The sequence below is a fragment of the uncultured Ferrovibrio sp. genome (genome assembly GCF_937960835.1).
Classification (GTDB): Bacteria; Pseudomonadota; Alphaproteobacteria; order Ferrovibrionales; family Ferrovibrionaceae; genus Ferrovibrio.
In genome coordinates, this window is sequence record NZ_CALGPC010000006.1 from 226850 (window position 1) to 252326 (window position 25477).

A 25477-nucleotide genomic window follows, 5' to 3' on the forward strand; every position below is an offset into this window, starting at 1 on the left:
CATGTTGGGGGTAGGAGCATCCCTATGAAATATATACAGCGTTTTGTCTTTGCTCTGACCCTGTGTCTTGCCATTCTGGGCCTGGGTTCGGCAGCCCAGGCGCAAGCGTCAGACCCGCGCCTGCAGGACATGGTGCTGGGCAAGGCTGACGCGCCGGTCACCATCGTCGAGTATGCGTCGCTGACCTGCCCGCATTGCGCCAATTTCCATTCCAGCATCCTGCCGGAGCTGAAGAAGGAATTCATCGAGACCGGGAAGGTCAAGCTGGTGTTCCGCGACTTCCCGCTCGATCAGCTCGCCTTTGCCGGCGCCATCGTGGCGCGCTGCGGCGGGCCGGAGCGCTACTTCACCTATCTCGACGTGCTGTTTGCGCAGCAGCGCCAGTGGGCCACCGCGCAGGATCCGATGGGGGCGTTGAAGCAGATCGCCCGCCTCGGCGGCATGTCCTCCGAGCAGGTCGACACCTGCTTCGCCGACAAGACGCTGGGCGACTACATCCTGAACCAGCGCCTCGAAGGCAATCAGAAGTTCAACGTCAATTCGACGCCGACCCTGATCATCAACGGCAAGACCGAACCCGGCGTGCCGTCGTGGGAAGAGTTGCGCAATAAGCTCAACGCGCTGGCGAAGTAATCGCCACACGCTGACTACGAAAGGGAGTTCCCGTGCAGTTCACCAAGTTGCGCTTGTCCGGCTTCAAGTCCTTCGTCGAGCCGACGGATTTCATCATCCATCCCGGCCTGACCGGGATCGTCGGTCCGAATGGTTGCGGCAAGTCCAACTTGGTGGAAGCGCTGCGCTGGGTGATGGGCGAGAATTCCGCCAAGCGCATGCGTGGCTCGGGCATGGACGACATGATCTTCGCCGGCACGGCGACGCGTCCTGCCCGCAACATCGCTGAAGTCACGCTCACCCTCGACAACAAGTCGCGCACCGCGCCGCCGGCCTTCAACGATCAGGAAGTCCTGGAGATCACGCGCCGCATCGAGCGCGAGAAGGGCTCCGACTACAGCATCAACGGCAACGAAGTGCGCATGCGCGACGTGCAGTTGCTGTTCGCCGATCTCGCCTCGGGCGCCAATTCGCCCGCCATGGTCAGCCAGGGCCGCGTCGGCGCCATCATCAACGCCAAGCCGACCGACCGCCGCATGCTGCTGGAAGAGGCGGCAGGCATTTCCGGTCTGCATTCGCGCCGTCACGAGGCCGAGCTGCGCCTGAAGGCCGCCGAGCAGAATCTGGAACGCGTGGTCGATGTCATCGGCCAGCTCGACAACCAGTTGCAGTCCCTGAAGCGTCAGGCGCGTCAGGCCAGCCGCTACCGCAACATCGCCGGTCAGATCCGCAAGACCGAAGCGATCCTGTTCCATCTCAAGCACGAAGCCTTGCGCAAGGCGCTGGCCGAGGCCGAGCAGGCCCTGCATGCCGCCGAGCGTGAAGTGGCTGACCGCACCTTGCAGGTTTCGGAAGCGCATGAAGCCGAGCGCGTCGCCGCCGAGGCTTTACCGCCGCTGCGCCAGCATGAGGCGGAAGCCGGCGCCAAGCTGCATCGCCTGACGGTTGCCCGCGAAGGCCTTGATGCCGAAGCCGCCCGCGCTCAGGAAGCGGCCGAGCAGGTGCGCCAGCGTCTGGCGCAGATCCAGGCCGATGCCGGCCGCGAAGGCAATCTGGCCGAAGAGGCGCAGGCTACCGTCGCACGGCTGGATGCCGAAACGCAGGAACTCGAAGCCCAGCGTGCCGGCGAAGCCGAAGCGCAGGCCGGCGCCGAAAGCGGCGTCGCCGAAGCGCAGGGCCGCGTCGATGAGCGCCAGGCCGAACTCGACCGTCTGACCGACCGTGCCGCCCAGGAGCAGGCCCAGCGCGCCCGCCTGCGCCAGGCCATCGAGGATGCCGAGCGCCGCCTTGCCCGCTTGCGCGCCCGCCTGGACGAGATCGTTCAGGAAGAGCAGCGCCTGCAGGAGCAGACCGAAGCGCAGGCCGAAGCCGAGATCGCCAATGCGGAAGTCGAGGCCAAGCAGCAGGCCGTCGAAGCCGCCCGCGCCGCTCTGGATGGCGTTGAGCAGGAATTCGCCGAGAAGATCGAAGCGGCCCGTCAGGCTTACGAAGCCGTGGAGGCCGAACAGGCCCGCCTGATCGAGGCGGCCCGCGCGGCGCTGGAAGCCGTCGAAGCCGAGCATGCGCAGAAGATCGAGGCCGCGCGCCAGGCGATGACCGCGCTGGATGCCGAGCATGAGCAGAAGATCGAAGCGGCCCGCACCGCTCTGGCTGCCGTCGAAGGCGAGCATGCCGACAAGATCGAAGCGGCCCGCGCCGGTCTGAACGCCGTCGAAGCCGAACATGCGCAGAAGCTCGAAGCGGCCCGCGCCGGCGTGAATGCCGTCGAGGCCGAGCATGCCGAGAAGATCGCCGAAGCGCGCCGCGCCCAGGAAGCCGCCGAGGCCGAGCGCCAGGCCAAGGCCCAGGCCGAGCAGGCCGCCCGCGATGCCTGGCAGGGCGTGCAGGGCGAACTCACCCGCCTGAAGGCGGAGGAAGCCGGTCTCACCAAGCTGCTCAAGATTGACGAGAGCAATCTCTTCCCGCCGCTGATCGACCAGGTCACGGTCGAGCCGGGTTACGAAAAGGCTCTGGGCGCCGCGCTGGCCGATGAGCTGAATGCCGCCACCGATCCCAATGCGCCGATGCACTGGGATGCGCTGCCGCCGCTGACCGATGCGCCGGCTTTGCCGTTTGGTGCCGAGCCGCTGTCGAAATACGTCACCGGCGCCGCCGCATTGCAGCGCCGCCTCAGCCAGATCGGCGTGGTGGCCGACGATGCTGATGGCGCGCGCCTGCGGGCCGATCTGAAGCTGGGCCAGCGTCTGGTCACCCGCTCCGGCGCGCTGTGGCGCTGGGACGGCTTCACGGTGAAGGCCGGCGCGCCGACCTCCGCCTCGATCAAGCTGGAGCAGCGCAACCGCCTTGCCGATCTGCGCGAGGAAATGCGCGAGCTGGAAGGCAAGCTGGCCGAAGCCCAGCGCGCCTATGAAGAGGCCAAGCAGGCGACCGAAGCCGCCGCCGCGCAGGAGCGCGCCGCGCGTCAGGCGATTGCCGCCGCCGAAGCGCAGCGCGATGCCGCCCGCCAGCAGGCCAATGCCGTGGTGCAGGCGGCCGAGCAGGCCCGCAACGAAGCGCGCCAGCAGGCGACGCAGGTCGTGCAGGCGGCCGAGCAGGCGCGCGACGACGCCCGCCAGCAGGCTGCCGCCATGGTGCAGGCGGCCGAACGCTCCGCATTGGAGGCGCGCGAGCGCGCCAGCCAGGCGGTGGCTGCGGCTGAGCGCGAGCGCCAGGCCGCGCGCGATCATGCCAATCAGAATGTCGCCCAGGCCGAACGCGACCGCCAGGCAGCGCGCGAACGCGCCACCCAGGCCATCGCCGCGGTCGAGCGCGACCGTCAGGCGGCGCGCGAGCGCGCCACTCAGGATATTGCCCGCGCCGACCGCGATCTGGCCGCTGCCCGTGAATTGCAGGCGGAAGTCGTGCGCAAGGAAGCCGAACGCCAGTCGCGCCTTGCGGCCCTTGCTGAACAGAAGCAGCAGACCGAAGCCGAGATCGCCGAAACCGAGCAGGCGCGTCAGGCCGAGGCCGCCGCTCTGGAGGCGATGCCGCCGGAAGACGAAGTGCGCGAACTGATCGCAATGGTGCGCGAAGAGGTCAACAGCCTGCGTCAGGCTTTGGCCGAGCGCCGCGCTGCGCTGGAGCAGCTTCGCCGCGATGCCGAGGCGCGCGCGCGCCGTCTCGAAGCCATCGTCATCGAGCGCCGCAACGCCGCCGCGCGTTACGAAAGCGCCACCCAGCAGATGGGCCAGCTCGCTGCCCGCCGCGAAGAGGCGGAAGCCGAACTGGCCAAGCTGGAGCAGATCCCGCTCGAACTCGAAAGCCGCCGGCAGGCGCTGCTCGATCAGATCGCCATTGCCGAGGCCGAGCGCCAGCAGGCCGCCGACCATCTTGCCAATGCCGAAGCGGCGCAGCAGCTTGCGGCCAAGACTGCGCGCGAACTGGAGCAGCTCATGGGCGCCGCCCGCGAGGAGCGCGTGCGCGCCGAGGCCGATCTGGAGCATCAGCGCACCAGCATGGACGAACTGGCGATCCGCGTGCGCGAGGCGCTGGACTGTACCCTGGACGAAGTGCTCAAGGCCGGCGAGGTCGAAGAGGGCGAGGAATTCCCCGAACTGTCGCAGGTCGAAAACCGCCTCGAGCGTCTGCGCAAGGAGCGCGACAATATGGGCCCGGTCAACCTGCGCGCCGATATCGAGGCGCAGGAAGTGGAAGAGAAGCTGACCACTTTGCAGACCGAGCAGAACGATCTCGTCGCCGCCATTGACAAGCTGCGCCAGGGCATCGCGTCGCTGAACAAGGAAGGCCGCGAGCGTCTGCTCGATGCCTTCAAGAAGGTCGACGAGCATTTCCAGAAGCTGTTCGTCGAAGTCTTCGGCGGCGGCCGCGCGCATCTGCAGCTCGTCGAAAGCGACGATCCGCTGCAGGCGGGCCTCGAAATCTACGCCTCGCCGCCGGGCAAGCGTCTGCAGGTGATGTCGTTGCTTTCGGGCGGCGAGCAGGCGCTGACGGCCTTGTCGCTGCTGTTTGCCGTCTTCCTCACCAACCCGGCGCCGATCTGCGTGCTGGACGAGGTGGACGCGCCGCTGGACGACTCCAACGTCGAGCGTCTGTGCAATCTGATGGAAGCGATGGCGCGCCAGACCTCCGATATCGGCGAGGGCACGCGCTTCATCGTGGTGACCCACCATCCGATCACCATGGCCCGCATGGACCGCCTGTTTGGCGTCACCATGGCCGAACGTGGCGTCTCGACGCTCGTCTCGGTTGATCTCGCGGCCGCGGAGGCGATGAAGGCGACGGCATGACCGTCGCCTCTTTCTGCGCTAACTCAGGCTAGATTTATCCAGGCGCGATTTATATCGACACGCTCTCTCACTGGACGATAAGCTGGGCTCACGAAGGAGCCTGCTGACTGTCCGAAGGGAGCGGTCATGTCGAAAGCGGAGATTGCCGCAGAAAGCGGCTCCGGTCGAACTGGCGCGTCCGGTGAAGAGACACCGGTTTTCCTGTCGCTATTGCCGGCCCGCCCCGGCGAGCGCCGCTTCGCTTTTGCGGTCATGGCGGTATCGCTGGCGGTTTTCGTCGCGCTCGCGCCCTTCGCCAAGGTTCAGCTCCCGCGCCTGGACGCCTTCATCCCGCTTTATCAATCGGCACTGGTGATCAGTCATCTGATCATTGCCGTGCTGCTGTTCGGGCAGTTCAGCATCGTACGCACGCGCGGACTTCTCATTCTTGCCAGCGCCTATCTGTTCACCACGCTGATGGTGGTGGCGCATACCCTCAGCTTCCCCGGCCTGTTCGCGCCAGGCGGCCTGCTGGGCAGCGGTGCGCAGACCACCGCCTGGCTTTACATGATCTGGCATGGCGGTTTTTCGCTGCTGGTAATCGGTTATGCGCTGTTCAACGGCGCGAAAATCGATGCTCCGCCGAACCAGATCATCACCTTTTCCGTCATCGTCGTTGCCGCCGTGGTGGCTGTCGTGATGGCGCTGACGTCGGCCGGGCAGGACTGGCTGCCGGCCATCATGGACGGCGACCGCTATACGCCGATGATGAGCGTGGTCGTCTTGGCGGTATGGCTGATCGGCCTGTTCGCCCTGCTGCTGCTGTGGCGCCGCAAGGCGGATACCGCACTCGATCTCTGGCTGGTCGTGGTGGTCGGCGCCTGGCTGCTCGATGTTGCGCTGGCGGCGGTATTCAATGGCGGGCGGTTCGATCTCGGCTTCTATGCCGGCCGCATTTATGGCCTCTTGGCCTCCGGCACCGTGCTGCTGGTGCTGCTTTTGGAAACCCGCGCGCTCTATGTGCGGCATGCGCTGGAGTTGCAGCAGACCAATCAGGCGCTGCGCGAAAGCAAGGCGCGGCTGCGGCAGCTGAACGAAACCCTGGAGCAGCGGGTGCAGGAACGCACGCAGCGGCTGGAAGAGGAAGCAGCCGAGCGCGAGCGGATGGAGGCGGCCCTGCGCGACGTGCAGAAGCTGGAAGCCATCGGCCGCATGACCGGCGGCATCGCCCATGACTTCAACAACCTGCTCGCCGTCATCATCGGCAATGTCGATGAACTGATGGAACGGTTCAGAGACCGGCCGGACATGGAATCCCTGTTGGCGATCAATCATGCGGCCGAACGCGGCGCGCGGCTGATCCGGCAATTGATGACTTTTTCCCGCAACAAGCCGCTCAAGACTGACACCATCGACCTGAAACAGCGCGCGCGGGACATGGGCTCATTCCTGACGCAGTCCTTGCGCGGCGATATCCGCCTCGTCTTCGACTGGCCGGAAGATCTCTGGCCGGTGCGCTGCGATGGCGACGAACTCGATCTCGCCATGGTCAATCTCTGCGTCAATGCGCGCGATGCCATGCCCGATGGCGGGCTGGTGCGGATCGCGGGCCGCAACATCGCCGCCATCGAGAAGCAGGAACCGAGCCTCGGGCTTGCCGGCGATTACGTGCAGCTCAGCCTGTCCGATACCGGCCATGGCATCGCCGGCGACGATCTGAAGCGGGTGTTCGAGCCCTTCTTCACCACCAAGGAAATCGGCAAGGGCACCGGCCTGGGCCTGTGTCAGGTCTACGGCTTCTGCCAGCAGGCAGGCGGCCGTGCCATGGTCGAAAGCGTCGAAGGGCAGGGCACGACGGTGACGCTCTATCTGCCGCGCGCTGTCGTGGAAACCGATGCGCCGTCCGTGCCGAATTCAGGGACTGCGCGGCGCGGCCGCGGCCGGGTGCTGCTGGTCGAGGATGACGACGCGGTGGCTGCGATGGCGACCCGCATGCTGACCATGCTGGGCTATGAAAGCCACCGCGCCCGGGATGCCCGCACCGCCCTGGCATTGCTGCTCGGCGGCCAGCAATTCGATGTGCTGTTTTCCGATATCGTGATGCCCGGCGGCATGAGCGGCCAGGAACTGGCGCAGAAGGTGCGCAGCCATTTTCCGGCTCTGCCGATCCTGCTTGCCAGCGGCATCGTCTATGCGGCAGCCGAAGTCGACCGCCAGGGCTTCGACATCATCGCCAAACCCTATCGTGCCGACGCGCTGGCCGATGCGCTGGAGCGCGTGATCCGCGAAAGCTATTCCAGGCAGCGCAACCGCGCGTGACCAGGCGCGCATAATCCAATCGCGCGTGATTAAAGGCTGCCGGCCGGCAGGAAGCCGAAGCTGCCCTCCAGCATGGCGCCGCGGAAATCGGCCTGCTCCAGCCGTGCACGCGAAAGATTGGCGCCGCGCAAGTCCGTGCAGATCAGCTTGGCCCGTGTCAGATCGGCGCCGGCCAGATTGGCATGAGCCAGATCCGCGCCGCTTAAATCGGCGCCAGCCAGGTTGACGCCGGTCAGGCAGGCGCCGCGCAGGCTGGCGCGGCTGCCCTGCTTGCCGTCGGTCCTGATCCAGGTCGTGTGCTGCCAGACAATTTCGGCCAGCTCGGTGGCGGCGGGCGGCCGCGGCAGCTTGCCGCCGGCGGCTTCGATGGCGGCCGCAACATCCTGCGGGATATCCGCCAAGGCAAACGAGGCGCCGCGCAGATCGGCGCCCTGAAAGCGCACATTCTCCAGCCGCGTGAAGGCGAAATCGGCATCCTGCAGATTGGCCTTCTCAAAGCTCGCCTCCACCAGGGTGGCGCGCGCAAAGGATGCGCCGCGCAGCACCGCGGAATGCAGCTTGGTGGCGGTGTGGTCGGTGCCGTCGCGATAGGGGCCAAGCTGGGCTTCGGTGAAACGGGTTCCGGCCAGTACCGCGCGGCTGAAATCCGCGCCGCGCAGATCGGCCTTGGTGAAATCGGCCTCGGTCAGGTCGGCGGCGGTGAAGTCGCCACCGGGAAGCTCGGCTTCAGCGAAATTGCATTCGCGCAGGTCAGCGCAGACCATCCGGCAGAAATGCAGATGCGCGCGCCGCAGATTGCGGCGGTGCAGCTTGATGGCGTCGAAATTGATGCGGTCGAGATGCAGCCGGCGGCCGATCCGCACCGAACTGTTCAGCGAGGACACGAACCGCCCATGCGATTCCAGCAGATCGCCCAGATCGGGCGGACAGGGGGCATAATGCGGCGGCAAGGCGGTCATGCGATGGCTCGGCCAGTCTGGGAGCAACCCTGGCCGTTAGGATAGGCCAAGTTGCGCCTGCTTGTAAGCACGCATGATGCCGCATGCAGCCTGGCTTGAAGGGCATCGGATGTGAAAACGGCGCCGGAGGATCGTCCGGCGCCGTACGTAAGACTTGCAGCAGGCGGGGCTTACAGCAGGCCCGCAATCACCCGGTCGGGCGGAGCATGGCCGTCGGCGAAGGTCTTGATGTTGATGATGACCTTCTCGCCCATGTCGATGCGGCCTTCCAGCGTGGCCGAGCCCATATGCGGCAGCAGCACCACGTTGTTCAGCTCGATCAGCTTCGGATTGACGGCGGGCTCATGCTCGAACACGTCCAGCCCGGCCCCGGCGATGTCGCCCTTGCGCAGCTTGCGCACCAGTGCGTTCTCGTCGATCACCTCGCCGCGCGCGGTATTCACGATATAGGCATGCGGCTGCAAAAGATCGAGGCGCCGCGCCGACAGCAGATGGAAGGTGGCTGGCGTATGCGGGCAGTTGACCGAGATGATGTCCATGCGCGCCAGCATCTGGTCGAGGCTTTCCCAATAGGTTGCTTCCAGCTCCCGCTCGATGCTTTCATGCACGCGCTTGCGGTTGTGGTAATGGATCGACAGGCCGAATGCCTTGGCGCGGCGTGCTACCGCCTGGCCGATGCGGCCCATGCCAATGATGCCGAGCCGCTTGCCCCAGATGCGCTTGCCCAGCATCCAGGTCGGCGACCAGCCTTCGAACTTGCCCTGCTGCAGCGCCATCGCGCCTTCCACCAGCCGCCGCGGCACCGAAAGGATCAGCGCCATGGTCATGTCGGCGGTATCCTCGGTCAGCACGCCTGGCGTGTTGGTGACGGTAATGCCGCGCTGGCGGGCGGCGGCCAGGTCGATATGGTCGACGCCGGTGCCGAAATTGGCGATCAGGCGGAAATTCGGGCCGGCATGGGCGAGGATCGAGCCGTCGATCCGGTCGGTGATGGTCGGCACCAGCACGTCGGCGGTCTTCACCGCCTCGATCAGTTCGGCCTGGCTGAGCGGCTTGTCCGTCACGTTCAGACGCGTGTCGAACAGCTCCATCATCCGGGTCTCGATCGGATCCGGCAGCTTGCGGGTCACGATCACCAGCGGGCGCTTTTTCGACATGGGCATGTGGGCGTTTCCAACTCCGCGGCGGGGGAGGTTTTGCCCCTCTCTAGCAGATCGACCCGACCGAGACAAACCTCGGCCGGGCCGAAATCGGCTGCCGTTAGGACAGTGTATGATCGCTCCGTTTGCGTACGAACGGAGCCGTTTTCAAGGGCTTAGCCGTCACCGGACGTAGAGCGCCATATACTGGCGGATATTGCGCTCCAGCTCCCGGTTCACGTCCATCATGGTCTCGCGGACCAGGTCATGAAGAATCCGGTCGCGGTCGTTCAGCGTGGCCCGCTCGCTCATGCTGGTGGCGCGCCGGGCGGAAGCCGAAGCCTCGGCCAGGCGGAAGCCGCGGGCGTCGCGCAGTTCGACCGCCATCTCCACATCGGTGTCGAAGCGGGCAATCTGATCCTCGGTGAAATTGCCGCGCAGGCCGGGGGTCTTCTTCAGGTCGGTGTCGGTGACGCTGGCCCTGCGGATGACGACGCGCACGGTGTGCTGCTGGCTGTTGTCCAGCTCCACGCGGTCACGCGCCCAGCGCTGCGCCACCACCAGAGGCGGCTGCGGGATGCTCAGCTCCACATGCGGCGGCTGGGCCGAGGGCTGATATTCCACCACGGTTTCGACATTGCTGGCGGCGAAGGTCAGCTTGGGCGATTGCTCGAAGGTGATCTCGGGCAGGAAAAGCCGCTCCGGCGGACCCGATGAGCAGGCCGCGAGCAGAACCGTCAAGCCGAGCGCAGCGAGGCCGCGGACGAAAGCATGCATGGCTTTTCTCCTTGTTTTCCGCCGTTAGCTAGATGGCAAATAGGGCGAATTCAAGGCTCGGCGACGGCAGCGGCGAGGCTGGCGCGTTTTATTCAGCTTGGGCGCTGCTTATCCGCGCGCGGCCTGCACGGCTTCGAGCGGAAAGTTGTAGGACTCGCTGCAGAACTGGCAGGTCACGGAGATGACGCCTTCCACCGCCATGCTGTCGATCTCCTCGGGCGAGAAGGTTGTCAGGATGCCGCGCACCTTGTCGGCCGAGCAGGTGCAGCGGTCGACCATCGGCAGCGGCTCGAAGACGCGCACGCCATCCTCATGGAACAGGCGGTACAGCAATTCGTTCTGGCCAAGCCGCGGATCGGTCAGTTCCTCATGCCTTGCTGTCGCCAGCAGGGCGGTGACCTTTTCCCAGGCCTGGCCGCGCTCTTCCTGGGTCAGGCCGCCGGGCTGCAGCGGCAATTGCTGCAGCAGGATGCCGCCGGCGCGCCAGTGCTTGCGGCCATCGGCGCCCTTGCGATGGGCGGCGCCCAGCACGACGCGGGCATTGAGCTGTTCGGATTGCGAGAAATAGGCATGCGCCGCATCGGCCAGCCGCGCGCCCGAAAGATCAACGATGCCCTGATAGCGGTCGAAATCCTCGCTTTGCGGCTCGATGGTGAAGGCGAGATAGCCCTTGCCGAGCAAAAGCGGCACCAGCCCTGCCTCGGCACCCGGGCCGAGTTCCAGCCCTTCCAGGCGCTCGGCATCGAAGCTTGCATAGCCGCGCAGATTGCCCGGCGTGCGGCAATCGGCCACCAGGGTGGAAACCGGCCCGTCGCCCTTGGCTTGCAGCGAAAAAATGCCGTCGAATTTCAGTGCCGTGGCCATGGTGGCGGCAAGCGTCAGCGCCTCGGCCAGCAGCATGGCGACCGGTTCGGGATAGTCATGCCGCCCGAAAATGCGGTCGAGCGCCGGGCCCAGCCGGACGATGCGGCCGCGCACGTCGCATTGTTCGACCTGGAACGGCAGCGACAGATCGTCGTGAAGAGGCATGCTCACAATACGGCCAATATAGGGTCGCGGACCTAGCCGTTAAAGCACCAGGCGAGAATTGCCTTCTGCACATGCAGGCGGTTTTCCGCCTCGTCGAATACCACCGAGCGTGGACCGTCGATCACATCCGCCGTGACTTCCTCGCCGCGATGGGCGGGCAGGCAATGCATGAAGATGGCGTCCTTGGCGGCATGGTTCATCAGGCTGTCATTGACCTGATAGGGCGCCAGAATCCTGTGGCGGCGCTCGGCATCCTTCATGCCCATCGACACCCAGGTATCGGTGATCACACAGGCCGCATCGGCCACCGCCTTCACCGGGTCAGTGGTGACGTAGATCTGGCCCTGCCGCGCGGCCGCCCATTGCAGCACCGCCTTGCTCGGCTGCAGCTCTTCGGGGCAGGCGAGATCGAGGCGGAAGCCGAACAGCACGGCGGCATGGATCAGCGAGGTCGCCATGTTGTTGCCGTCACCCACCCAGGCGAGCTTGCGGCCGCGGATCGGCCCGCATTTTTCCTCAAACGTCATCACGTCGGCCATCACCTGGCAGGGATGGCTGTCGTCGGTCAGGCCGTTGATCACCGGAATGGTGGCATTCTCGGCCAGCTCGGTCAGTACCTTCGGATTGCCGGTGCGGATCATGATCGCATCGACATTGGCCGACAGGATCTTCGCCGTATCGGCGATCGACTCGCCGCGGCCGACCTGCAATTCGTCGCCGCGCAGGATGATCGTCGCGCCGCCGAGCTGCCGCATCGCGCTGTCGAACGACAGGCGCGTGCGGGTCGAGGGCTTTTCGAAGATCATCGCCAGGATGCGGTCCTTGGCCGGGCGGTCCGGCTCGACCGCGCCTTTCGGCAGGCCCTTGCGGCCGGCCTTCATCTTGCTGGCGTGTTCCAGAATCCGCCGCAGCGTCTCGGCCGGGATCTGGTCGAGATCGAGAAAATGCCGGATTGCACTCATTTTGCCGCCTCGGCCCTCGCCTGCGCCTGCAGCTTCTGACAGGCCGCCTCGATGCGCTTCACGCCCTCGGCGATGTCCTTCTCCGGTATCGTCAGCGGCGGAATCAGCCGCACCGTATTGTCGCTGGCGGTCACGCCCAGCACATGCTCGTCGCGCAAGGCCGCCTGGAAGTCGCTGTTCGGCATCTTGGTCTTCACCGCAAGCAGGAAGCCCCGGCCGCGCACTTCCTCGATCACATCGGGATAGCGGTCATGCAGCATGGCAAGCTGCTGGCGGAAATAGGACGAACGCTTCTGCACGCCGTCAAAGAAACCCGGCTCCAGCATCACGTCCAGCACGGCATTGCCCGCCGTCATCGCCATGATGTTGCCGCCGAAGGTCGTGCCATGGGTGCCCGGCACGATGCCCGATGCGGCTTCGGCAGTGGCAAGGATCGCGCCGACGGGGAAGCCGCCGCCCAGGCCCTTGGCCAGCGTCATGATGTCGGGCTCGATGCCGGCCCATTCATAGGCAAACAGCTTGCCGGTGCGGCCCATGCCGGTCTGCACTTCGTCGAGAATCAGCAGCAGCTTGTTCTCGTCGCAGATCCTGCGGATCTCGCGCAGGATTTCGCTCGGCACCTCGCGCACGCCGCCTTCGCCCTGGATCGGCTCCAGCATGATGGCTGCCGTCTCCGGCGTGATGGCGGCCTTCAGCGCCTTGAGGTCGTTCAGCGGCACGTGGTCGAAGCCCTCGACCTTCGGCCCGAAGCCGTCGAGATACTTCTTGTTGTTGGTGGCCGCCAGCATGGCCAGCGTGCGGCCATGGAAGGCGCCGTCGAAGGTGATGATGCGGTATTTCTCCGGCTGGCCCTTCGAGGCCCAGTATTTGCGCGCAACCTTCACCGCGCCCTCGTTCGCCTCGGCGCCCGAGTTGCAGAAGAAGGCCTTGTCGGCGAAGGAATTGTCCACCAGCCGCTGCGCCAGCCGGGTCTGCTCCGGGATCTCGAACAGGTTCGAGACATGCCACAGCTTGGCGGCCTGGTCCTGGATGGCTTTCACCAGATGCGGATGGCTATGGCCCAGCGCGGTGACCGCGATGCCGGAACCGAAGTCCAGGTAACGTCGACCGTCGGCGGTGTAGAGGTAGGATCCCTCGCCCCGCTCGAACGCGAGGTTCTGCCTCGCGTAGGTCGACATCAATGCTTCGCTCACGGCACCTCTCCTTGGATGCTGGCCGGCCGGGCTGGCCGCCAGAAACGCCTAGACTGAAAACGATGACGCCAGCCCCGGCGTTTTTCGCGGCCGGGCTGGCGGGAAGGGGCGAATCTACGGGCCGGGGGCCTACCCTGTCAATTCGGCGAATGTCTGGATGCATTTGGCGGATTTCATGGCTGAGGCTGCGCCCGGATAGACCCCACCTTCGCATTGCCGGCGCGATGGCCCCCTCCCTCTCTCACTGCATGGGCGTGGGATTGTTTCTTTTAATCCTCCGCCTTGGGAGAGGGAGGGACCCGCGAAGCGGGAGGGTGAGGGTATTGGTGAAGTGCAAGAACCGGATGGCCGTCCAACCGCCATCCCGGCCAGGCAATCAAATCGCCTAAGTCCTTAACCGTCATCCCGGCCAAGCGGCGCTTTTCGCGCCGCGCATGCCGTGATCCCGTTCTTTCGATGCGACACAAAAAATGGGACCCCGGCTCTGCGCGATGCAACGGCATCGCTTGGCCCGGGTGACGGAAACAGAGAACTGCAGTCAGGCACCGCCGCTTGACGGTACGTCATGCATCAAAGGTCCAAGAATCCCCGTCCGGCGCCTTTTTCCCCGGCCGCCGGCAATGCTAGCCTTTTGCAAACGACAAGATTTGTGGAGGACGACCGGATGACCAGCCTAAGTTTCGAAACCACCCGCCGCGTTTATTGCGAGCCCGGCGCCAGCGCCAAGCTGGGTGAGCTCATGGCCGGCCTTGGCGCCAGCCGGGTGGTGCTGGTAACCGATCCGGGCGTGATGAAGCTTGGCCTGCCGAAGGCCGCGCTCGACAGCCTCGCCGCCGCGGGCATCGAAGTGGCGATCTTTGATAAGACCGAAGCTGATCCGCCCGAGCATCTGGTGCATGAGGCGGTGGCCCTGGCGAAGCAGCACAAGGCCGATGGCGTGGTCGGCTTCGGCGGCGGCTCGTCGATGGATATCGCCAAGCTGGTAGCCTTCCTGCCGAATGCGACGCAGCAGCTTTTTGAGATCTACGGCGTCGGCAATGCCAAGGGCAGCCGCCTGCCGCTGGTGCAGGTGCCGACCACGGCGGGCACCGGCTCGGAAGTCACCGGCATCAGTATCATCACCACCGGCGAAAGCGAGAAGAAGGGCGTGGTCTCGCCGATCCTGCTGCCCGATATCGCGCTGCTCGATGCCGATCTGACGCTTGGCCTGCCGCGCCATGTCACGGCGGCAACGGGCGTCGATGCGATGGTGCATGCCATCGAAGCCTATACCTCCAAGCACAAGAAGAACGCGATGTCGGATGCGCTGGCGCGTGAGGCTTTGCGCCTTCTGTCGTCCAACATCCGCAAGGTCTGCTCAGAGGCAGGCGCCAAGGACCGCCAGGCACGCTCTGACATGTTGCTTGGCGCCATGCTGGCGGGCATGGCCTTTGCCAATGCGCCGGTGGCAGCGGTGCATGCGCTGGCCTATCCGGTCGGCGGCCATTTCCATGTGCCGCATGGCCTGTCGAACGCGCTGATGCTGCCGCATGTGCTGCGCTTCAATCTCGATGCCGCCGTGCAGCATTATGCCGAACTCGCGCCGATCCTGCTGCCGGGCCAGAGCTTCCAGAATGACAAAACCGCCGCCGGCGCGCTGATCGCCGAACTGGAAGCCATCATCGACGACGTGAAGCTGGAAAAGCAGCTCCGCCAGGTCGGCATCAGCCACAATCATCTGCCGATGCTGGCCAAAGACGCGATGAACCAGCAGCGCCTGCTGGTCAACAATCCGCGCGAAGTGACCTATGAGGATGCGCTGAAGATCTACGAGCAGGCCCTGTGACAGGCGCTGTGAGCTGAGACGCAATGAGCATCGAAACGATGAGCGAGACCGATCCGAAAAAGCAGACCCGCGCCGATTACAAGCACAGCCTGAAGATTCCGGTGCGGCTCGGCGATGTCGACATCTACCAGCATGTCAACAACGTGGTTTATTACTCGTATTTCGACACGCTGGTGAACGATTACATGATCCGCTTCGGCGGGCTGGACATGGTCAATGACAAGGTGATCGGGCTGGTGGTCGAAACCGCCTGCCGCTTTCACCAGTCGATCAATTTTCCAGAAACCATCGATGCCTGCCTGCGCACGACCAAGATCGGCAATTCCTCCGTGCGCCACGAGATCGGCCTGTTCCGCGAAGGCGAGACGCATCCCGCCGCCACCGGCCATTTCGTGCATGTATTCGTGGAGCGCGGCGTGCAGAAGCCGGTGCCGATTCCGCCGCAAATCAGGGCCGCGCTGGAGAAGCTGCTGGTGTGATGCCATAAGCGGCACATCCGCCGCGCCGTCAGGTCGCCGGTCCGGCCAATCCCAAAAACACCATCATTGCACGGTTCAGCCACACGATATCTTCGTCGCAGAGGCGGCCGATCTGCCGGCCGAGCCTGGCCCTCGGCACAGTGGTGATCTTGTCCACCATCAGCCGTGACGGTTCGCGCAAGCCATTGCCAGCGCTCGGCTCGACAGGCAACCGGAACAGGGGCGCTTCCGCAGGATTGGTTGTCATCGCGCAGATGGTGATCGATGCCGTGGCGTCAAAGCGATCGTCCTGCAGAATCGCCACCGTCCGAGGTTTGCCGGCATAGTCGGCCCCGCCGGCCATCGTCCAGATATCGCCGCGCTTCATGCATCATCCAGATCGGAGACGGAATCGATGAAGCTCTGGTCGTCCCACTCGTGCTGGCTGCGGGCGACCAGCAGCGACTGCCGATGCGCTTCCTCGGCAAAGCCGGGCGCGCGGGTATCCGGCACCCAGATCTGAATGGGTCGCAGCCCTTGGCGGCGCAGACGCTCCCGATGCGCCCGGACCTTTTGGCGGGAGGGCGAAGCTGACTTGGATGCCGGTCTGGTCATGCTGCCTCGCTGGTTACATGTAACCTGGTGCGCGGCCGAGCGGGAAGATAGCCGGAAATTAATTACCGCCTTCGTGCTGCAGCGCGGCATGGTGGGGCTGCGCCGGCAGGGGCTATTTGGGAGCCGGCAGCAGAAGCCGGCGGGAACTGGCCGGAGAAAGAGCGAGTTATGGCAACGATCCGATCCGTGCCGGGAGCCCGGCTTGTCATCCTGCTGGGTATCCTGGCGGCCATCGTGGCCGGTGTGGCGATTGCCCATGGCGACCAGACCTCGGCGGTCTGGGCGGCGGCGGCCCTGTTCGGCGCGGCGGCCTGGCTGGTCAAGGCCGGCCTGGGTCAGATGCGCCAGGGCTGAGATTACGATGCTCTGTGACTTTAATCCTTGAGTATGTGCGATTGATATTCTCAATCAGGGCGGGGCGCCAGTCCGGCCTGCTGTTGGACATCATGGCTGTGATCTGCCTGGAGTCCGCCCGGCCCCTCTGGCCCGGCTTGGGGCCGTGTCAGGCGACTTTGGTCGCGTTGGCTCGTTTTGGACGAGTTTGGGCGAGTTTGGCTCCGTGTGGCCGCGCATGGCTTGCGGTCCGGCCCTAGTCCGAGCCCGGCCGCCTGGGAAGTCCCCTTATTTTAAGGCTTCAGCCGGTAGCCCCGGCGCAGCAGCGCATAGCACAGCGCCCATAGCGCTGCCCCGGTCGCCCCCAGCGCCACCCCGCCGATCAGCACGTCGCCATCGGTATGCCCGGTCATGCCCCAGCGGAATCCGTCGATCATGAAGAAGAACGGGTTCAGATGGGCGGCGTTGTACCAGAATTCGGGCAGGCGCTGGATCGAGTAGAAGGTGCCCGAGAGAAATGCCAGCGGCGTGACGATGAAGTTGGTCACCGCGGCGAGATGGTCGAACTTCTCGCTCCACAGCCCGGCCAGGATGCCGATCAGGCTGAGGATCAGCGAGCCGCAGAAGGCGAAATACAGCACCGCCGGCCAGGAATGGATGCGGATTTCCGCAAAGGGCAGGACCGCAAGCCCGACCGCCAGCGCCACGGTCAGGCCCCGCGTCACGCCTGCCATAGAATAGGCGAACAGCAATTCGCCGGCGCTCAGCGGCGGCATCAGCACGTCGACGATGTTGCCCTGAACCTTGGAGATCATGATCGAGGATGAGGTGTTGGCGAAGGCGTTCTGCGTCGTCGCCATCATGATCAGGCCCGGCGCGAGGAATTCGACGAAAGGCAGGCCGCCCACCTGCCGCACCGCGCCACCCAGCGCCAGTGCGAAGACGGCGAAGAACAGCAGCGTCGTCACCACCGGCGCCAGCACCGTCTGCGTGATCACCTTGATGAAACGCTTCACTTCCTTGACGTACAGGGTCCACAGGCCGATCCAGTTGATCGCGCCGTACCTGCGGGGGCCGCGAAGAGGCGTGCTGGCGGCGTGGCGGAGAGCGTTCGTCATGGCGTGGTCCGCACAAGTTGAGGGGCAGGCTTCTTGTAGGGCCGACTTCTTAGCGCGTATGGTGCGGCGATGCAAAAGCCTGACGCGGAAATCCCGGTAAAGCAGCCCGAATGGCTGTCACGCCTGCTGGACGGCGAACGCGCCGCCCTGGCGCGGGCGATCACTGCCGTCGAGAATGAAACCGCTGAAGCCCGCCCCGTGCTGCAGGCGATCCGCGGAAGGCTGGGCCGGGCTTTGGTGGTGGGTTTCACCGGTGCGCCGGGTGCGGGCAAGTCGACGCTCGTTTCCGCCTATGTGGCCGAGCTGCGCCGGCGCGATCAGACGGTTGGCGTCGTTGCCGTCGATCCGTCCAGCCCACTCACCGGCGGCGCCATTCTGGGCGACCGCATCCGCATGGGCCAGCATGCCACCGATCCGGGCGTATTCATCCGCTCGCTGGCCAGCCGCGGCCATCTCGGCGGCCTGTCGCGCACGGCGGCACGCGTGATCGATGTCTTCGATGCCGCCGGCCGCGATGTGGTGGTGGTGGAAACCGTCGGCACCGGCCAGTCGGAAGTCGAAGTGGCCGAGATCGCCGATGTGCGCGTGGTGGTGAATGCGCCGGGTCTTGGCGACGACATCCAGGCGATCAAGGCCGGCATTCTGGAGATTGCCGATATCCTGGTAGTCAACAAGTCCGACCTGCCGTTCGCCGAACGCTCGGCCCGGCAACTGGCCGCGATGGCGGCGCAGCGGTCAGGCCAGCCGATCCCGGTGCTGCAGACCAGCGCCACCTCGGGCAAGGGTGTTGCCGAACTCGCCGATGCCATCGTCGCGGTGGGCAAGCGCAAGCGTCCCGATCCGCGCGCCCGCACCCGGCGCCTGCTGCAGACCCTGGCGCTGGATCGCCTGCGCCAGGGTCTTGCCAGCCTGCCGGACTCTGAAATGGATGCGCTGGCCGATGGCGTGCTGTCGGGCAGCCTGGATATCGATACCGCCCTGCATCAGTTGATAGCGTTGTTGAAACAGTGAGTGTTATGACCAGCCAGCCCCGTATTCGTCAGACCATCCTCGATCTGCCCGGTTCGCGCATCCGCGCCGTTTATGCCGCCGGCCAAGGCGTCGAGGGCGTGATTCCGCTTTGGGTCGGCGAGGGCGACGAGCCGACGCCGGACTTCATCCGCCAGGGCGCGGTGCAGGCGCTGGCACGCGGCGAAACCTTCTACGGACCCAATCGCGGCATTCCCGAATTGCTGGCCGCGATCCGCGACTATCTCAAGCGCAGCTACAGCGCCGACATCGCGCTGGGCCGCATCGTGGTCAGCGCCTCGGGCATGAATGCGCTGATGATCGTGCTGAACTGCCTGATCGAGGCCGGCGACAATGCCGTCGTGATCGGGCCGATCTGGCCCAACGGCCGCGAGGCAATCAAGGCGCTGGGCGGCGCCGTGCGGGACGTCTATCTGCAGCAGGATGAAGACGGCCGCTGGAGCCTGGATCTGAACCGCCTGTTCGATGCCTGCGATGCCTCCACGCGGCTGATCATGCTCAACAGCCCCGGCAACCCGACCGGCTGGGTGGCGAGCGAGGACGAACTGCGCGCGATCCTCGATTTCGCCCGTTCGCGCGGCATCTGGATTCTCTCCGACGAAGTCTATGGCCGCATCGTTTATAACGGCGCGCCGCATGCGCCGAGCTACTATCCGATCGCTACGGCCGACGATCCGGTGGTGATCGTCAATTCATTCTCAAAGAACTGGTCGATGACCGGCTGGCGGCTCGGCTGGATCGTCACCACGCCGGCCTTGGCGGCCGCCATCGAGAAGATGACGGAGTTCCACGTCTCGCATGCCACGACCTTCGCGCAATGGGGCGGTGTGGCGGCGCTGAATGAAGGCGATGCCTATGTGGCATCGCTGGTGGAACGCTACAGCCGCGCCGCGGACATGGTCTATCAGGCGCTCGCACCGCTGCCGCGCATCCGCCTGGGCAAGCCGCAGGGCGCCTTCTACGCCTTCTTCGCGGTCGATGGCATGACGGACAGTCTGCAATTCTGCATTGATATGCTGCACAAGGCGCGCGTGGGACTGGCGCCGGGCATTGCCTTCGGTGACGCAGGGGAAGGGCGCATCCGGCTCTGTTACGCAGCGTCATTGCCGAAACTGTCGGAAGCGCTCGACCGTCTGGTGCCGCAGTTGAAGTAGGGCGGTCGTCGCGCTAGCGTCACCGCCTGACCGGGATCACGGATAGATTGCGAACAGGATTACGGAGGAAACCTCATGCGCGAAGCCGTCATCGTCTCCACTGCCCGCACACCGATCGGCAAGGCCTATCGCGGCGCCTTCAACAACACCGATGCGGCCACGCTCGGCGCTCATGCGATCCGCGCCGCGGTCGAACGCGCCAAGGTCGATCCGGCCGAGATCGATGACGTGATCATGGGCGCGGCGCTCCAGCAGGGCGCGACCGGCGGCAATATCGCGCGCAACGCTGCCATTGCGGCGGGCCTGCCGGTTTCGGTTGCCGGCATGAGCGTGGATCGTCAATGCGGCTCTGGTCTGATGGCGATCGCCACCGCCGCCAAGCAGGTGATTCACGACAATGTGCCGATTGCGGTCGGCGGCGGCCTGGAATCGATCTCGCTGGTGCAGAACGAGCATATGAACACGTTTCGCGCCCGCGACGAATGGCTGATGAAGAACAAGCCGGAAATCTACATGGCGATGATCGACACGGCGGAAGTCGTCGCCAAGCGTTACGGGATCAGCCGCGAGGCGCAGGACGAATACGCCCTGCAAAGCCAGAAGCGCACGGCTGCCGCCCAGCAGGCCGGCAAGTTCGACGACGAGATCGTGCCGATGCCGACCAAGATGGCGGTGGTCAACAAGGAGACCAAGGAGGTCACCTACAAGGACGTCACGCTCACCAAGGACGAAGGCAACCGTCCGGACACCAATGCCGAAGGCCTTGCGGCGCTGCAGCCGGTGCGTGGTCCGGGCCATTTCATCACGGCCGGCAATGCCAGCCAGCTTTCGGACGGCGCGTCGGCCTGCGTGGTGATGGAAGCCAAGCTGGCCGAGAAGCGCGGCCTACAGCCGCTTGGCATCTATCGCGGCATGGCGGTCGCCGGCTGCGAGCCTGACGAGATGGGCATCGGCCCGGTCTATGCCGTGCCCAAGCTGCTGCAGCGTTTCGGCCTGAAGATGGATGATATCGGCCTGTGGGAGCTGAACGAGGCTTTCGCCGTGCAGGTGCTCTACTGCCGCGACAAGCTCGGCATTCCGAACGAGCTGCTGAACGTCAATGGCGGCGCGATTTCCATCGGTCATCCCTATGGCATGTCGGGTGCGCGCATGGTCGGCCATGCGCTGATCGAGGGTAAGCGCCGCGGCGCCAAATACGTCGTTGTGACGATGTGCATCGGCGGTGGCCAGGGCGGCGCGGGCCTGTTCGAGGTCGTTTAAGTCAGCGCCGGGCGAGGCGGGTCAGCAGCAGTTCGGCGATCCCGCCGCGCTCATAAAACACAACAGCATATTGGCCGTACGTCTCAGCCAGGCGTACGGCCTTTTGCTGATCGATATCCAGCACGGCAAAGCCCGGTTCCGGGTGCCAGTTCGGCTGATCGGGCACGCCGATATGGGAACGGAAGCGCCAGCCGCGTGCGCGCAGGTCGCGGCGCAGGCGCTGATGCGCCGCCATGTTGCGGTTGACCGGCAGCATGCGGCTGCGCGGATTCCACGCATTCACGCAGCAAAGCGTTCTTGCCTGCAAACGCCTGAGCAGCGCATCGGCCTCTGGGCTGGGCTGATCCAGCCGCAGGCCGATCCATTCGCCGCTTTGTGCTTCAACCGTGTAGGTGGTTGCGCGATAGCCGCGCAGCTGCGCCTGAGAAATCATTGGTGTGGAAAATCATTGAATAGGAAAAATCAACGCATCTCCGCCGCATTCAGGGACTGGATCAGATTCGACGTACCAGGATTGGAGACGACGTTATCGTAAAGAATGTTACGCGGATGCATCGAGCGGCCGTAATAGGCCTGGTTGCGGCTATGGCGCGCAGTAATCACCGCGCCTTCTATCGAGATGCCGGCCGCCAGTCCCTTGCTTTTGGAGTAAGACAGGATATCGGCGCCAAGATTGGTGGTGGTTGCCGCTTCGATGCCTGCGCCCACCGGCCCGGCCGCAACGGTCGCATCGGCACCCAGCTTGAATTCGTTGCGCAAAATGGCGTCGACGGCCTTGTCGTTCATCAGCAGCAGTATCACTTCCGAAGCCTCGCCGCCAATCTGCAGGCCGATGGAGCCCGCGCCCATCGTATAGATGGCCGGCTGGCTCCAGCCATTTGGCGTTCTGGCCAGCAGCACGCCCGAGCCGCCTTCACCGCCGATGATAAAGCTCGCCTTCAGCAATTGCGGCACGATGAACACGCCCTTGGCATTGGCCAGCTTGCGCCGCATATCGGTGAATTGCGGGTCGGCCGCGAAACGGTCGACGGTGATGCGGGCTTCGTCGATCAGGTTCTGATTTTCATCCGCCCGGGCGGATGGCGCCACCAGCATGAACGCGATAGCGCCGCAGGCTGCTGTCGCGAGCAGGGTTCGGCGAGTCTGCATATCTGTCCTCCCGGGTTGGCAAACCGGATGTCGCATTATATTGCTTCGCCCGCCTTGGCGCGCTGTCGAGTCGCGCCAGCGGGTTGTTCGGTGGGTAGCCAACCTTTAGACTATGGCAACTTTTGGACGGAGGCGGCATGTCTAACATCAAGGAATCGGCCGAAAATACCCAAGAGGCGATTCCGGCGGACATCGCGGCGATGAGCTTTGAAACGGCGCTGAAGGCACTGGACGAAATCGTCGCCAAGCTGGAAAGCGGCCGCGTCGATCTTGAGGAATCGATCGCTCTCTATGGCCGCGGCGCGCTGCTGAAGCGTCACTGCGAAGCCAAGCTGAAAGCTGCCGAAGAGAAGATCGAGAAGATCGTCGTCGGCGGCGACGGTCAGGTTTCGACGCAACCCTTCAAGGCCGAGTGACATGACTTCGGAGCCGTCGCCTGCCTTCACGGCGGCGGTGCAGGATGTTGCGGCCGCCGTTGAGGCCGAACTCGACCGCCTGCTGCCGCGCCCGGAAGGGCCCACTGCCAAACTCGATGACGCGATGCGCTATGCCTGCCTGGGCGGCGGCAAGCGTCTGCGCGCCCTGCTGGTGGTGGCGGGCGCCGACCTTTTTGGCGTGCCGCGTGAGCGCAGCCTGCGGGTCGCGGCTGCAGTCGAGATGCTGCATGCCTATTCGCTGGTCCATGACGACCTGCCCTGCATGGACGATGACGATCTGCGGCGTGGCAAGCCGACGGTGCACAAGGCCTATGACGAGGCCACGGCGGTGCTGGCGGGCGACGCGCTGCAAACGGAAGCCTTTGCCGTGCTGGCCGATCCGGCCACGCATCCCGATGCGGCCATCCGCGCCGAATTGGTCGCCGGCCTGGCGCGGGCCTCCGGCGCGCGGGGCATGGTGGGCGGGCAGGCCATCGATCTGGCCGCCGAGACGCGCAGCGCCGCCGGCCAGCCGCTGTCTTTTGCGGAAATCGCGCATCTGCAGAGTCTCAAGACCGGCGCCCTGATCGGCTTTTCGGCGGAAGCCGGGCCCATTCTGGCCAGCGCCCGGACCATCGAACGCTCGGCCCTGATCGGTTATGCCGCCGATATCGGGCTTGCCTTCCAGATCGCGGACGACATTCTGGACGAGGAGGGCTCGGTCGCCGAACTGGGCAAGGCGGTGGGGAAGGACCAGGCGGCCGGCAAGGCCACCTTCGTCGGCCTGCTGGGTCTGGAGCAGGCCAAGGCCAAGGCACGGGAATTAACCACTTCGGCCCAGGCACGTTTGGCGGGATTCGGCGATAAAGCCCGGCTTTTGCAGGAGTTGGCGGAGTTTGTTATAACCCGCCGCTCGTGACAGAATTGGACCCCATGATCAGCAACCGTACGCCTCTGCTGGACTTGGTGCGGACGCCAGCGGATATCCGCGGCTTCGATATCGACCAGCTCAAGCAACTCGCCGACGAAGTGCGCCGCGAGATGATCGATGCTGTCTCGGTTACCGGCGGCCATCTCGGCGCGGGTCTGGGCGTGGTCGAGTTGACGGTGGCGCTGCATCACGTCTTCGACACGCCGGTCGACAAGCTGATCTGGGATGTCGGCCATCAGGCCTATCCGCACAAGATCCTGACCGGCCGGCGCGATCGCATCCGCACGCTGCGGCAGGGCGGCGGGCTGTCCGGTTTCACCCGCCGCAGCGAAAGCGAATACGATCCCTTCGGTGCGGCGCATTCCTCGACCTCGATTTCCGCCGGCCTCGGCATGGCGGTTGCGCGCGACTTCAAGGGCGAGAAGAACAACGTCATCTGCGTGATCGGCGATGGCGCGATGTCGGCTGGCATGGCCTATGAGGCGATGAACAACGCCGGCTCGATGGATACGCGGCTGATCGTCATCCTCAACGACAACGACATGTCGATTGCGCCGCCGGTTGGCGCGATGAGCGCCTATCTGTCGCGGCTGCTGTCCTCGCGGTCTTACATGGGCCTGCGGCAGCTGGCCAAGCAGATCGGCGAGAAGATCCTGCCCCGCGGCCTCGCTTCGGCAGCCGAGAAGGCGGAAGAATATGCGCGCGGCCTGGTCACCGGCGGTACGCTGTTCGAGGAAATGGGCTTCTACTACGTCGGCCCGGTGGATGGTCATAACCTCGAGCATCTTGTGCCGGTGCTGAAGAATATCCGCGACTACGACAAGTCCGGCCCGGTGCTGATCCATGTGGTCACGCAGAAGGGCAAGGGCTATGGCCCGGCGGAAGCTGCCGACGACAAGTATCACGGCGTCGCCAAGTTCGATGTCATCACCGGCACCCAGGCCAAGCCGAAGGCCGGCCCGCCGAGCTATACCAAGGTTTTTGCCGAAAGCCTGATCAAGGAAGCCGAGCGCGACGACAAGATCGTTGCGATTACGGCGGCGATGCCCTCTGGCACCGGCCTGGATCTTTTCGCCAAGAAATTCCCGGACCGCTGCTTCGATGTCGGCATCGCCGAGCAGCATGCGGTAACCTTTGCCGCCGGCATGGCCTGCGAGGGCTACAAGCCCTTTGCCGCAATCTATTCCACCTTCCTGCAGCGTGCCTATGACCAGGTGGTGCATGACGTGGCGATCCAGAAGCTGCCGGTGCGCTTTGCCATCGACCGCGCCGGTCTGGTCGGTGCCGACGGCGCCACCCATGCAGGCAGCTTCGATATCGCCTATCTCGGCTGCCTGCCCGACATGGTGCTGATGGCGGCGGCTGATGAAGCCGAACTCGTCCATATGGTCGCAACCGCGGTCGCCATCGACGACCGCCCCAGCGCTTTCCGTTATCCGCGCGGCGAAGGCATCGGCGTGGCACTGCCCGAGCGCGGCCTGGTTCTGCCGCTCGGCAAGGGCCGCGTGATGCGCGAAGGCAGTTCCATTGCCATCCTGTCCTTCGGCGCGCGCCTGCAGGAAGCGTTGAAGGCTGCCGACGATCTGGCCGCACGTGGTCTGCCGACGACGGTGGCCGATGCGCGTTTCTGCAAGCCGCTCGATACGGATCTGGTGCGGCAGCTGGCGCGCCATCATGAAGTGCTGATCACCATCGAGGAAGGCTCCATCGGCGGCTTCGGCAGCCATGTGCTGCATTTCCTCAGCCAGGACGGCCTGCTCGATCAGGGCCTGAAGGTGCGCAGTATGGTGCTGCCGGACATCTTCATTGACCATGATTCACCGGCCAAGCAGTACGACATCGCCGGCCTGAACGCACCGCAGATCGTCGCCACGGCCCTGTCGGCCCTGGGCCGAGCCAGCGAACTTCCCGCCCGCGCATAAACGAGTCTCGTC

The 25477-nt window shown here is 65.1% G+C and carries 23 protein-coding genes; 12 read left to right on the plus strand and 11 right to left on the minus strand.

Going from position 1 to position 25477, the window contains the following annotated elements:
• The first annotated feature begins 24 nt into the window (after positions 1–24).
• From Q0603_RS05450 to Q0603_RS05460, 3 genes are all read left to right on the plus strand, one after another.
• Positions 25–633 (plus strand): DsbA family protein, encoded by a 609-nt coding sequence (locus Q0603_RS05450; RefSeq protein WP_298723190.1) that lies wholly within the window; start codon positions 25–27, stop codon positions 631–633.
• 32 nt (positions 634–665) lie between these two features.
• Positions 666–4898: an AAA family ATPase gene (locus Q0603_RS05455; protein ID WP_298723193.1), complete on the plus strand. Its 4233-nt coding sequence runs from the start codon at positions 666–668 to the stop codon at positions 4896–4898.
• Between the two features lie 126 nt (positions 4899–5024).
• Entirely contained in the window at positions 5025–7196 is a 2172-nt protein-coding gene (locus Q0603_RS05460) for an MASE4 domain-containing protein (RefSeq protein WP_298723196.1), read from the plus strand.
• A 29-nt stretch (positions 7197–7225) separates the two neighbouring features.
• Here the strand turns inward: Q0603_RS05460 and Q0603_RS05465 are convergent, their stop codons facing one another.
• From Q0603_RS05465 to Q0603_RS05490, 6 genes are all read right to left on the minus strand, one after another.
• The gene (locus Q0603_RS05465) at positions 7226–8155 is read right to left on the minus strand and encodes a pentapeptide repeat-containing protein (RefSeq protein WP_298723199.1); all 930 of its coding nucleotides are present in this window, start codon (positions 8153–8155) and stop codon (positions 7226–7228) included.
• A 170-nt stretch (positions 8156–8325) separates the two neighbouring features.
• Positions 8326–9312: a D-glycerate dehydrogenase gene (locus Q0603_RS05470; protein ID WP_298724198.1), complete on the minus strand. Its 987-nt coding sequence runs from the start codon at positions 9310–9312 to the stop codon at positions 8326–8328.
• A gap of 165 nt (positions 9313–9477) precedes the next feature.
• Positions 9478–10071 carry a hypothetical protein gene (locus Q0603_RS05475; protein WP_298723202.1) on the minus strand — a complete coding sequence of 198 codons (594 nt, stop codon included), beginning with the start codon at positions 10069–10071 and terminating at the stop codon, positions 9478–9480.
• A 108-nt stretch (positions 10072–10179) separates the two neighbouring features.
• Positions 10180–11100 carry an Hsp33 family molecular chaperone gene (locus Q0603_RS05480; protein WP_298723205.1) on the minus strand — a complete coding sequence of 307 codons (921 nt, stop codon included), beginning with the start codon at positions 11098–11100 and terminating at the stop codon, positions 10180–10182.
• 32 nt (positions 11101–11132) lie between these two features.
• Positions 11133–12062, minus strand: coding sequence for an ornithine carbamoyltransferase (gene argF / locus Q0603_RS05485; RefSeq protein ID WP_298723208.1), 930 nt, complete (start codon positions 12060–12062; stop codon positions 11133–11135).
• Positions 12059–13255 carry an aspartate aminotransferase family protein gene (locus tag Q0603_RS05490; RefSeq protein WP_298723211.1) on the minus strand — a complete coding sequence of 399 codons (1197 nt, stop codon included), beginning with the start codon at positions 13253–13255 and terminating at the stop codon, positions 12059–12061. Before Q0603_RS05490 ends, argF begins: the two co-directional genes overlap by 4 nt.
• A 664-nt stretch (positions 13256–13919) precedes the next feature.
• Here Q0603_RS05490 and Q0603_RS05495 point away from each other — a divergent pair.
• Entirely contained in the window at positions 13920–15080 is a 1161-nt protein-coding gene (locus Q0603_RS05495) for an iron-containing alcohol dehydrogenase (protein WP_298723216.1), read from the plus strand.
• A 23-nt stretch (positions 15081–15103) separates the two neighbouring features.
• Complete coding sequence (locus Q0603_RS05500) at positions 15104–15559, plus strand: thioesterase family protein (protein ID WP_298723219.1); 456 nt, start codon at positions 15104–15106, stop codon at positions 15557–15559.
• A gap of 28 nt (positions 15560–15587) precedes the next feature.
• Here the strand turns inward: Q0603_RS05500 and Q0603_RS05505 are convergent, their stop codons facing one another.
• Together Q0603_RS05505 and Q0603_RS05510 are read right to left on the minus strand one after the other, a co-directional pair.
• Positions 15588–15926 carry a type II toxin-antitoxin system PemK/MazF family toxin gene (locus Q0603_RS05505; protein ID WP_298723222.1) on the minus strand — a complete coding sequence of 113 codons (339 nt, stop codon included), beginning with the start codon at positions 15924–15926 and terminating at the stop codon, positions 15588–15590.
• Positions 15923–16153: an antitoxin MazE family protein gene (locus Q0603_RS05510; protein ID WP_298723225.1), complete on the minus strand. Its 231-nt coding sequence runs from the start codon at positions 16151–16153 to the stop codon at positions 15923–15925. The genes Q0603_RS05505 and Q0603_RS05510 overlap by 4 nt, the downstream gene beginning before the upstream one ends.
• Before the next feature lie 168 nt (positions 16154–16321).
• On the opposite strand from Q0603_RS05510, the gene Q0603_RS05515 reads away from it, so the two are divergent.
• Positions 16322–16507, plus strand: a complete 186-nt coding sequence (locus Q0603_RS05515; RefSeq protein WP_298723228.1) for a hypothetical protein — start codon at positions 16322–16324, stop codon at positions 16505–16507.
• Between the two features lie 272 nt (positions 16508–16779).
• Here Q0603_RS05515 and Q0603_RS05520 read toward each other — a convergent pair whose 3' ends face one another.
• Complete coding sequence (locus tag Q0603_RS05520) at positions 16780–17604, minus strand: ABC transporter permease (RefSeq protein ID WP_298723231.1); 825 nt, start codon at positions 17602–17604, stop codon at positions 16780–16782.
• Positions 17605–17673: 69 nt separating this feature from the next.
• On the opposite strand from Q0603_RS05520, the gene meaB reads away from it, so the two are divergent.
• The 3 genes from meaB (at position 17674) to Q0603_RS05535 (ending at position 21047) form a co-directional block, all read left to right on the plus strand.
• On the plus strand, positions 17674–18615 hold the full coding sequence (gene meaB, locus Q0603_RS05525) for a methylmalonyl Co-A mutase-associated GTPase MeaB (RefSeq protein ID WP_298723234.1): 942 nt from the start codon (positions 17674–17676) through the stop codon (positions 18613–18615).
• Between the two features lie 5 nt (positions 18616–18620).
• A complete protein-coding gene (locus Q0603_RS05530) occupies positions 18621–19787 on the plus strand; it encodes a pyridoxal phosphate-dependent aminotransferase (RefSeq protein WP_298723236.1) in 1167 nt (388 codons plus the stop codon).
• A 75-nt stretch (positions 19788–19862) separates the two neighbouring features.
• Positions 19863–21047, plus strand: coding sequence for an acetyl-CoA C-acyltransferase (locus Q0603_RS05535; protein WP_298723239.1), 1185 nt, complete (start codon positions 19863–19865; stop codon positions 21045–21047).
• 1 nt (position 21048) lies between these two features.
• On the opposite strand, the gene Q0603_RS05540 is transcribed toward Q0603_RS05535, so the two are convergent.
• Together Q0603_RS05540 and Q0603_RS05545 are read right to left on the minus strand one after the other, a co-directional pair.
• Positions 21049–21480 carry a DUF3293 domain-containing protein gene (locus tag Q0603_RS05540; protein ID WP_298723242.1) on the minus strand — a complete coding sequence of 144 codons (432 nt, stop codon included), beginning with the start codon at positions 21478–21480 and terminating at the stop codon, positions 21049–21051.
• A gap of 29 nt (positions 21481–21509) precedes the next feature.
• Positions 21510–22196, minus strand: a complete 687-nt coding sequence (locus tag Q0603_RS05545) for a lipid-binding SYLF domain-containing protein (RefSeq protein WP_298723245.1) — start codon at positions 22194–22196, stop codon at positions 21510–21512.
• A 137-nt stretch (positions 22197–22333) separates the two neighbouring features.
• Between Q0603_RS05545 and Q0603_RS05550 the strand changes: the two genes are divergently transcribed.
• From Q0603_RS05550 to dxs, 3 genes are read left to right on the plus strand one after another with little or no spacing between them, the layout of a single operon-like run.
• Positions 22334–22612, plus strand: a complete 279-nt coding sequence (locus Q0603_RS05550) for an exodeoxyribonuclease VII small subunit (protein ID WP_298723249.1) — start codon at positions 22334–22336, stop codon at positions 22610–22612.
• A gap of 1 nt (position 22613) precedes the next feature.
• Positions 22614–23531 (plus strand): polyprenyl synthetase family protein, encoded by a 918-nt coding sequence (locus tag Q0603_RS05555; protein ID WP_298723252.1) that lies wholly within the window; start codon positions 22614–22616, stop codon positions 23529–23531.
• A 14-nt stretch (positions 23532–23545) separates the two neighbouring features.
• Complete coding sequence (dxs, locus tag Q0603_RS05560; RefSeq protein ID WP_298723255.1) at positions 23546–25465, plus strand: 1-deoxy-D-xylulose-5-phosphate synthase; 1920 nt, start codon at positions 23546–23548, stop codon at positions 25463–25465.
• The last annotated feature ends 12 nt before the right edge of the window (positions 25466–25477 follow it).

What these genes read in the sequence shown, in the direction of transcription:
- Q0603_RS05450 (WP_298723190.1), top strand. Translation starts at nt 25, where the DNA reads ATGAAATATATACAGCGTTTTGTCTTTGCTCTGACCCTGTGTCTTGCC.
- Q0603_RS05460 (WP_298723196.1), top strand. Translation starts at nt 5,025, where the DNA reads ATGTCGAAAGCGGAGATTGCCGCAGAAAGCGGCTCCGGTCGAACTGGC.
- Q0603_RS05465 (WP_298723199.1), bottom strand. Translation starts at nt 8,155, where the DNA reads ATGACCGCCTTGCCGCCGCATTATGCCCCCTGTCCGCCCGATCTGGGC.
- Q0603_RS05470 (WP_298724198.1), bottom strand. Translation starts at nt 9,312, where the DNA reads ATGTCGAAAAAGCGCCCGCTGGTGATCGTGACCCGCAAGCTGCCGGAT.
- Q0603_RS05475 (WP_298723202.1), bottom strand. Translation starts at nt 10,071, where the DNA reads ATGCATGCTTTCGTCCGCGGCCTCGCTGCGCTCGGCTTGACGGTTCTG.
- Q0603_RS05480 (WP_298723205.1), bottom strand. Translation starts at nt 11,100, where the DNA reads ATGCCTCTTCACGACGATCTGTCGCTGCCGTTCCAGGTCGAACAATGC.
- argF (WP_298723208.1), bottom strand. Translation starts at nt 12,062, where the DNA reads ATGAGTGCAATCCGGCATTTTCTCGATCTCGACCAGATCCCGGCCGAG.
- Q0603_RS05495 (WP_298723216.1), top strand. Translation starts at nt 13,920, where the DNA reads ATGACCAGCCTAAGTTTCGAAACCACCCGCCGCGTTTATTGCGAGCCC.
- Q0603_RS05500 (WP_298723219.1), top strand. Translation starts at nt 15,104, where the DNA reads ATGAGCATCGAAACGATGAGCGAGACCGATCCGAAAAAGCAGACCCGC.
- Q0603_RS05505 (WP_298723222.1), bottom strand. Translation starts at nt 15,926, where the DNA reads ATGAAGCGCGGCGATATCTGGACGATGGCCGGCGGGGCCGACTATGCC.
- Q0603_RS05510 (WP_298723225.1), bottom strand. Translation starts at nt 16,153, where the DNA reads ATGACCAGACCGGCATCCAAGTCAGCTTCGCCCTCCCGCCAAAAGGTC.
- Q0603_RS05515 (WP_298723228.1), top strand. Translation starts at nt 16,322, where the DNA reads ATGGCAACGATCCGATCCGTGCCGGGAGCCCGGCTTGTCATCCTGCTG.
- Q0603_RS05520 (WP_298723231.1), bottom strand. Translation starts at nt 17,604, where the DNA reads ATGACGAACGCTCTCCGCCACGCCGCCAGCACGCCTCTTCGCGGCCCC.
- meaB (WP_298723234.1), top strand. Translation starts at nt 17,674, where the DNA reads ATGCAAAAGCCTGACGCGGAAATCCCGGTAAAGCAGCCCGAATGGCTG.
- Q0603_RS05530 (WP_298723236.1), top strand. Translation starts at nt 18,621, where the DNA reads ATGACCAGCCAGCCCCGTATTCGTCAGACCATCCTCGATCTGCCCGGT.
- Q0603_RS05535 (WP_298723239.1), top strand. Translation starts at nt 19,863, where the DNA reads ATGCGCGAAGCCGTCATCGTCTCCACTGCCCGCACACCGATCGGCAAG.
- Q0603_RS05540 (WP_298723242.1), bottom strand. Translation starts at nt 21,480, where the DNA reads ATGATTTCTCAGGCGCAGCTGCGCGGCTATCGCGCAACCACCTACACG.
- Q0603_RS05545 (WP_298723245.1), bottom strand. Translation starts at nt 22,196, where the DNA reads ATGCAGACTCGCCGAACCCTGCTCGCGACAGCAGCCTGCGGCGCTATC.
- Q0603_RS05550 (WP_298723249.1), top strand. Translation starts at nt 22,334, where the DNA reads ATGTCTAACATCAAGGAATCGGCCGAAAATACCCAAGAGGCGATTCCG.
- Q0603_RS05555 (WP_298723252.1), top strand. Translation starts at nt 22,614, where the DNA reads ATGACTTCGGAGCCGTCGCCTGCCTTCACGGCGGCGGTGCAGGATGTT.
- dxs (WP_298723255.1), top strand. Translation starts at nt 23,546, where the DNA reads ATGATCAGCAACCGTACGCCTCTGCTGGACTTGGTGCGGACGCCAGCG.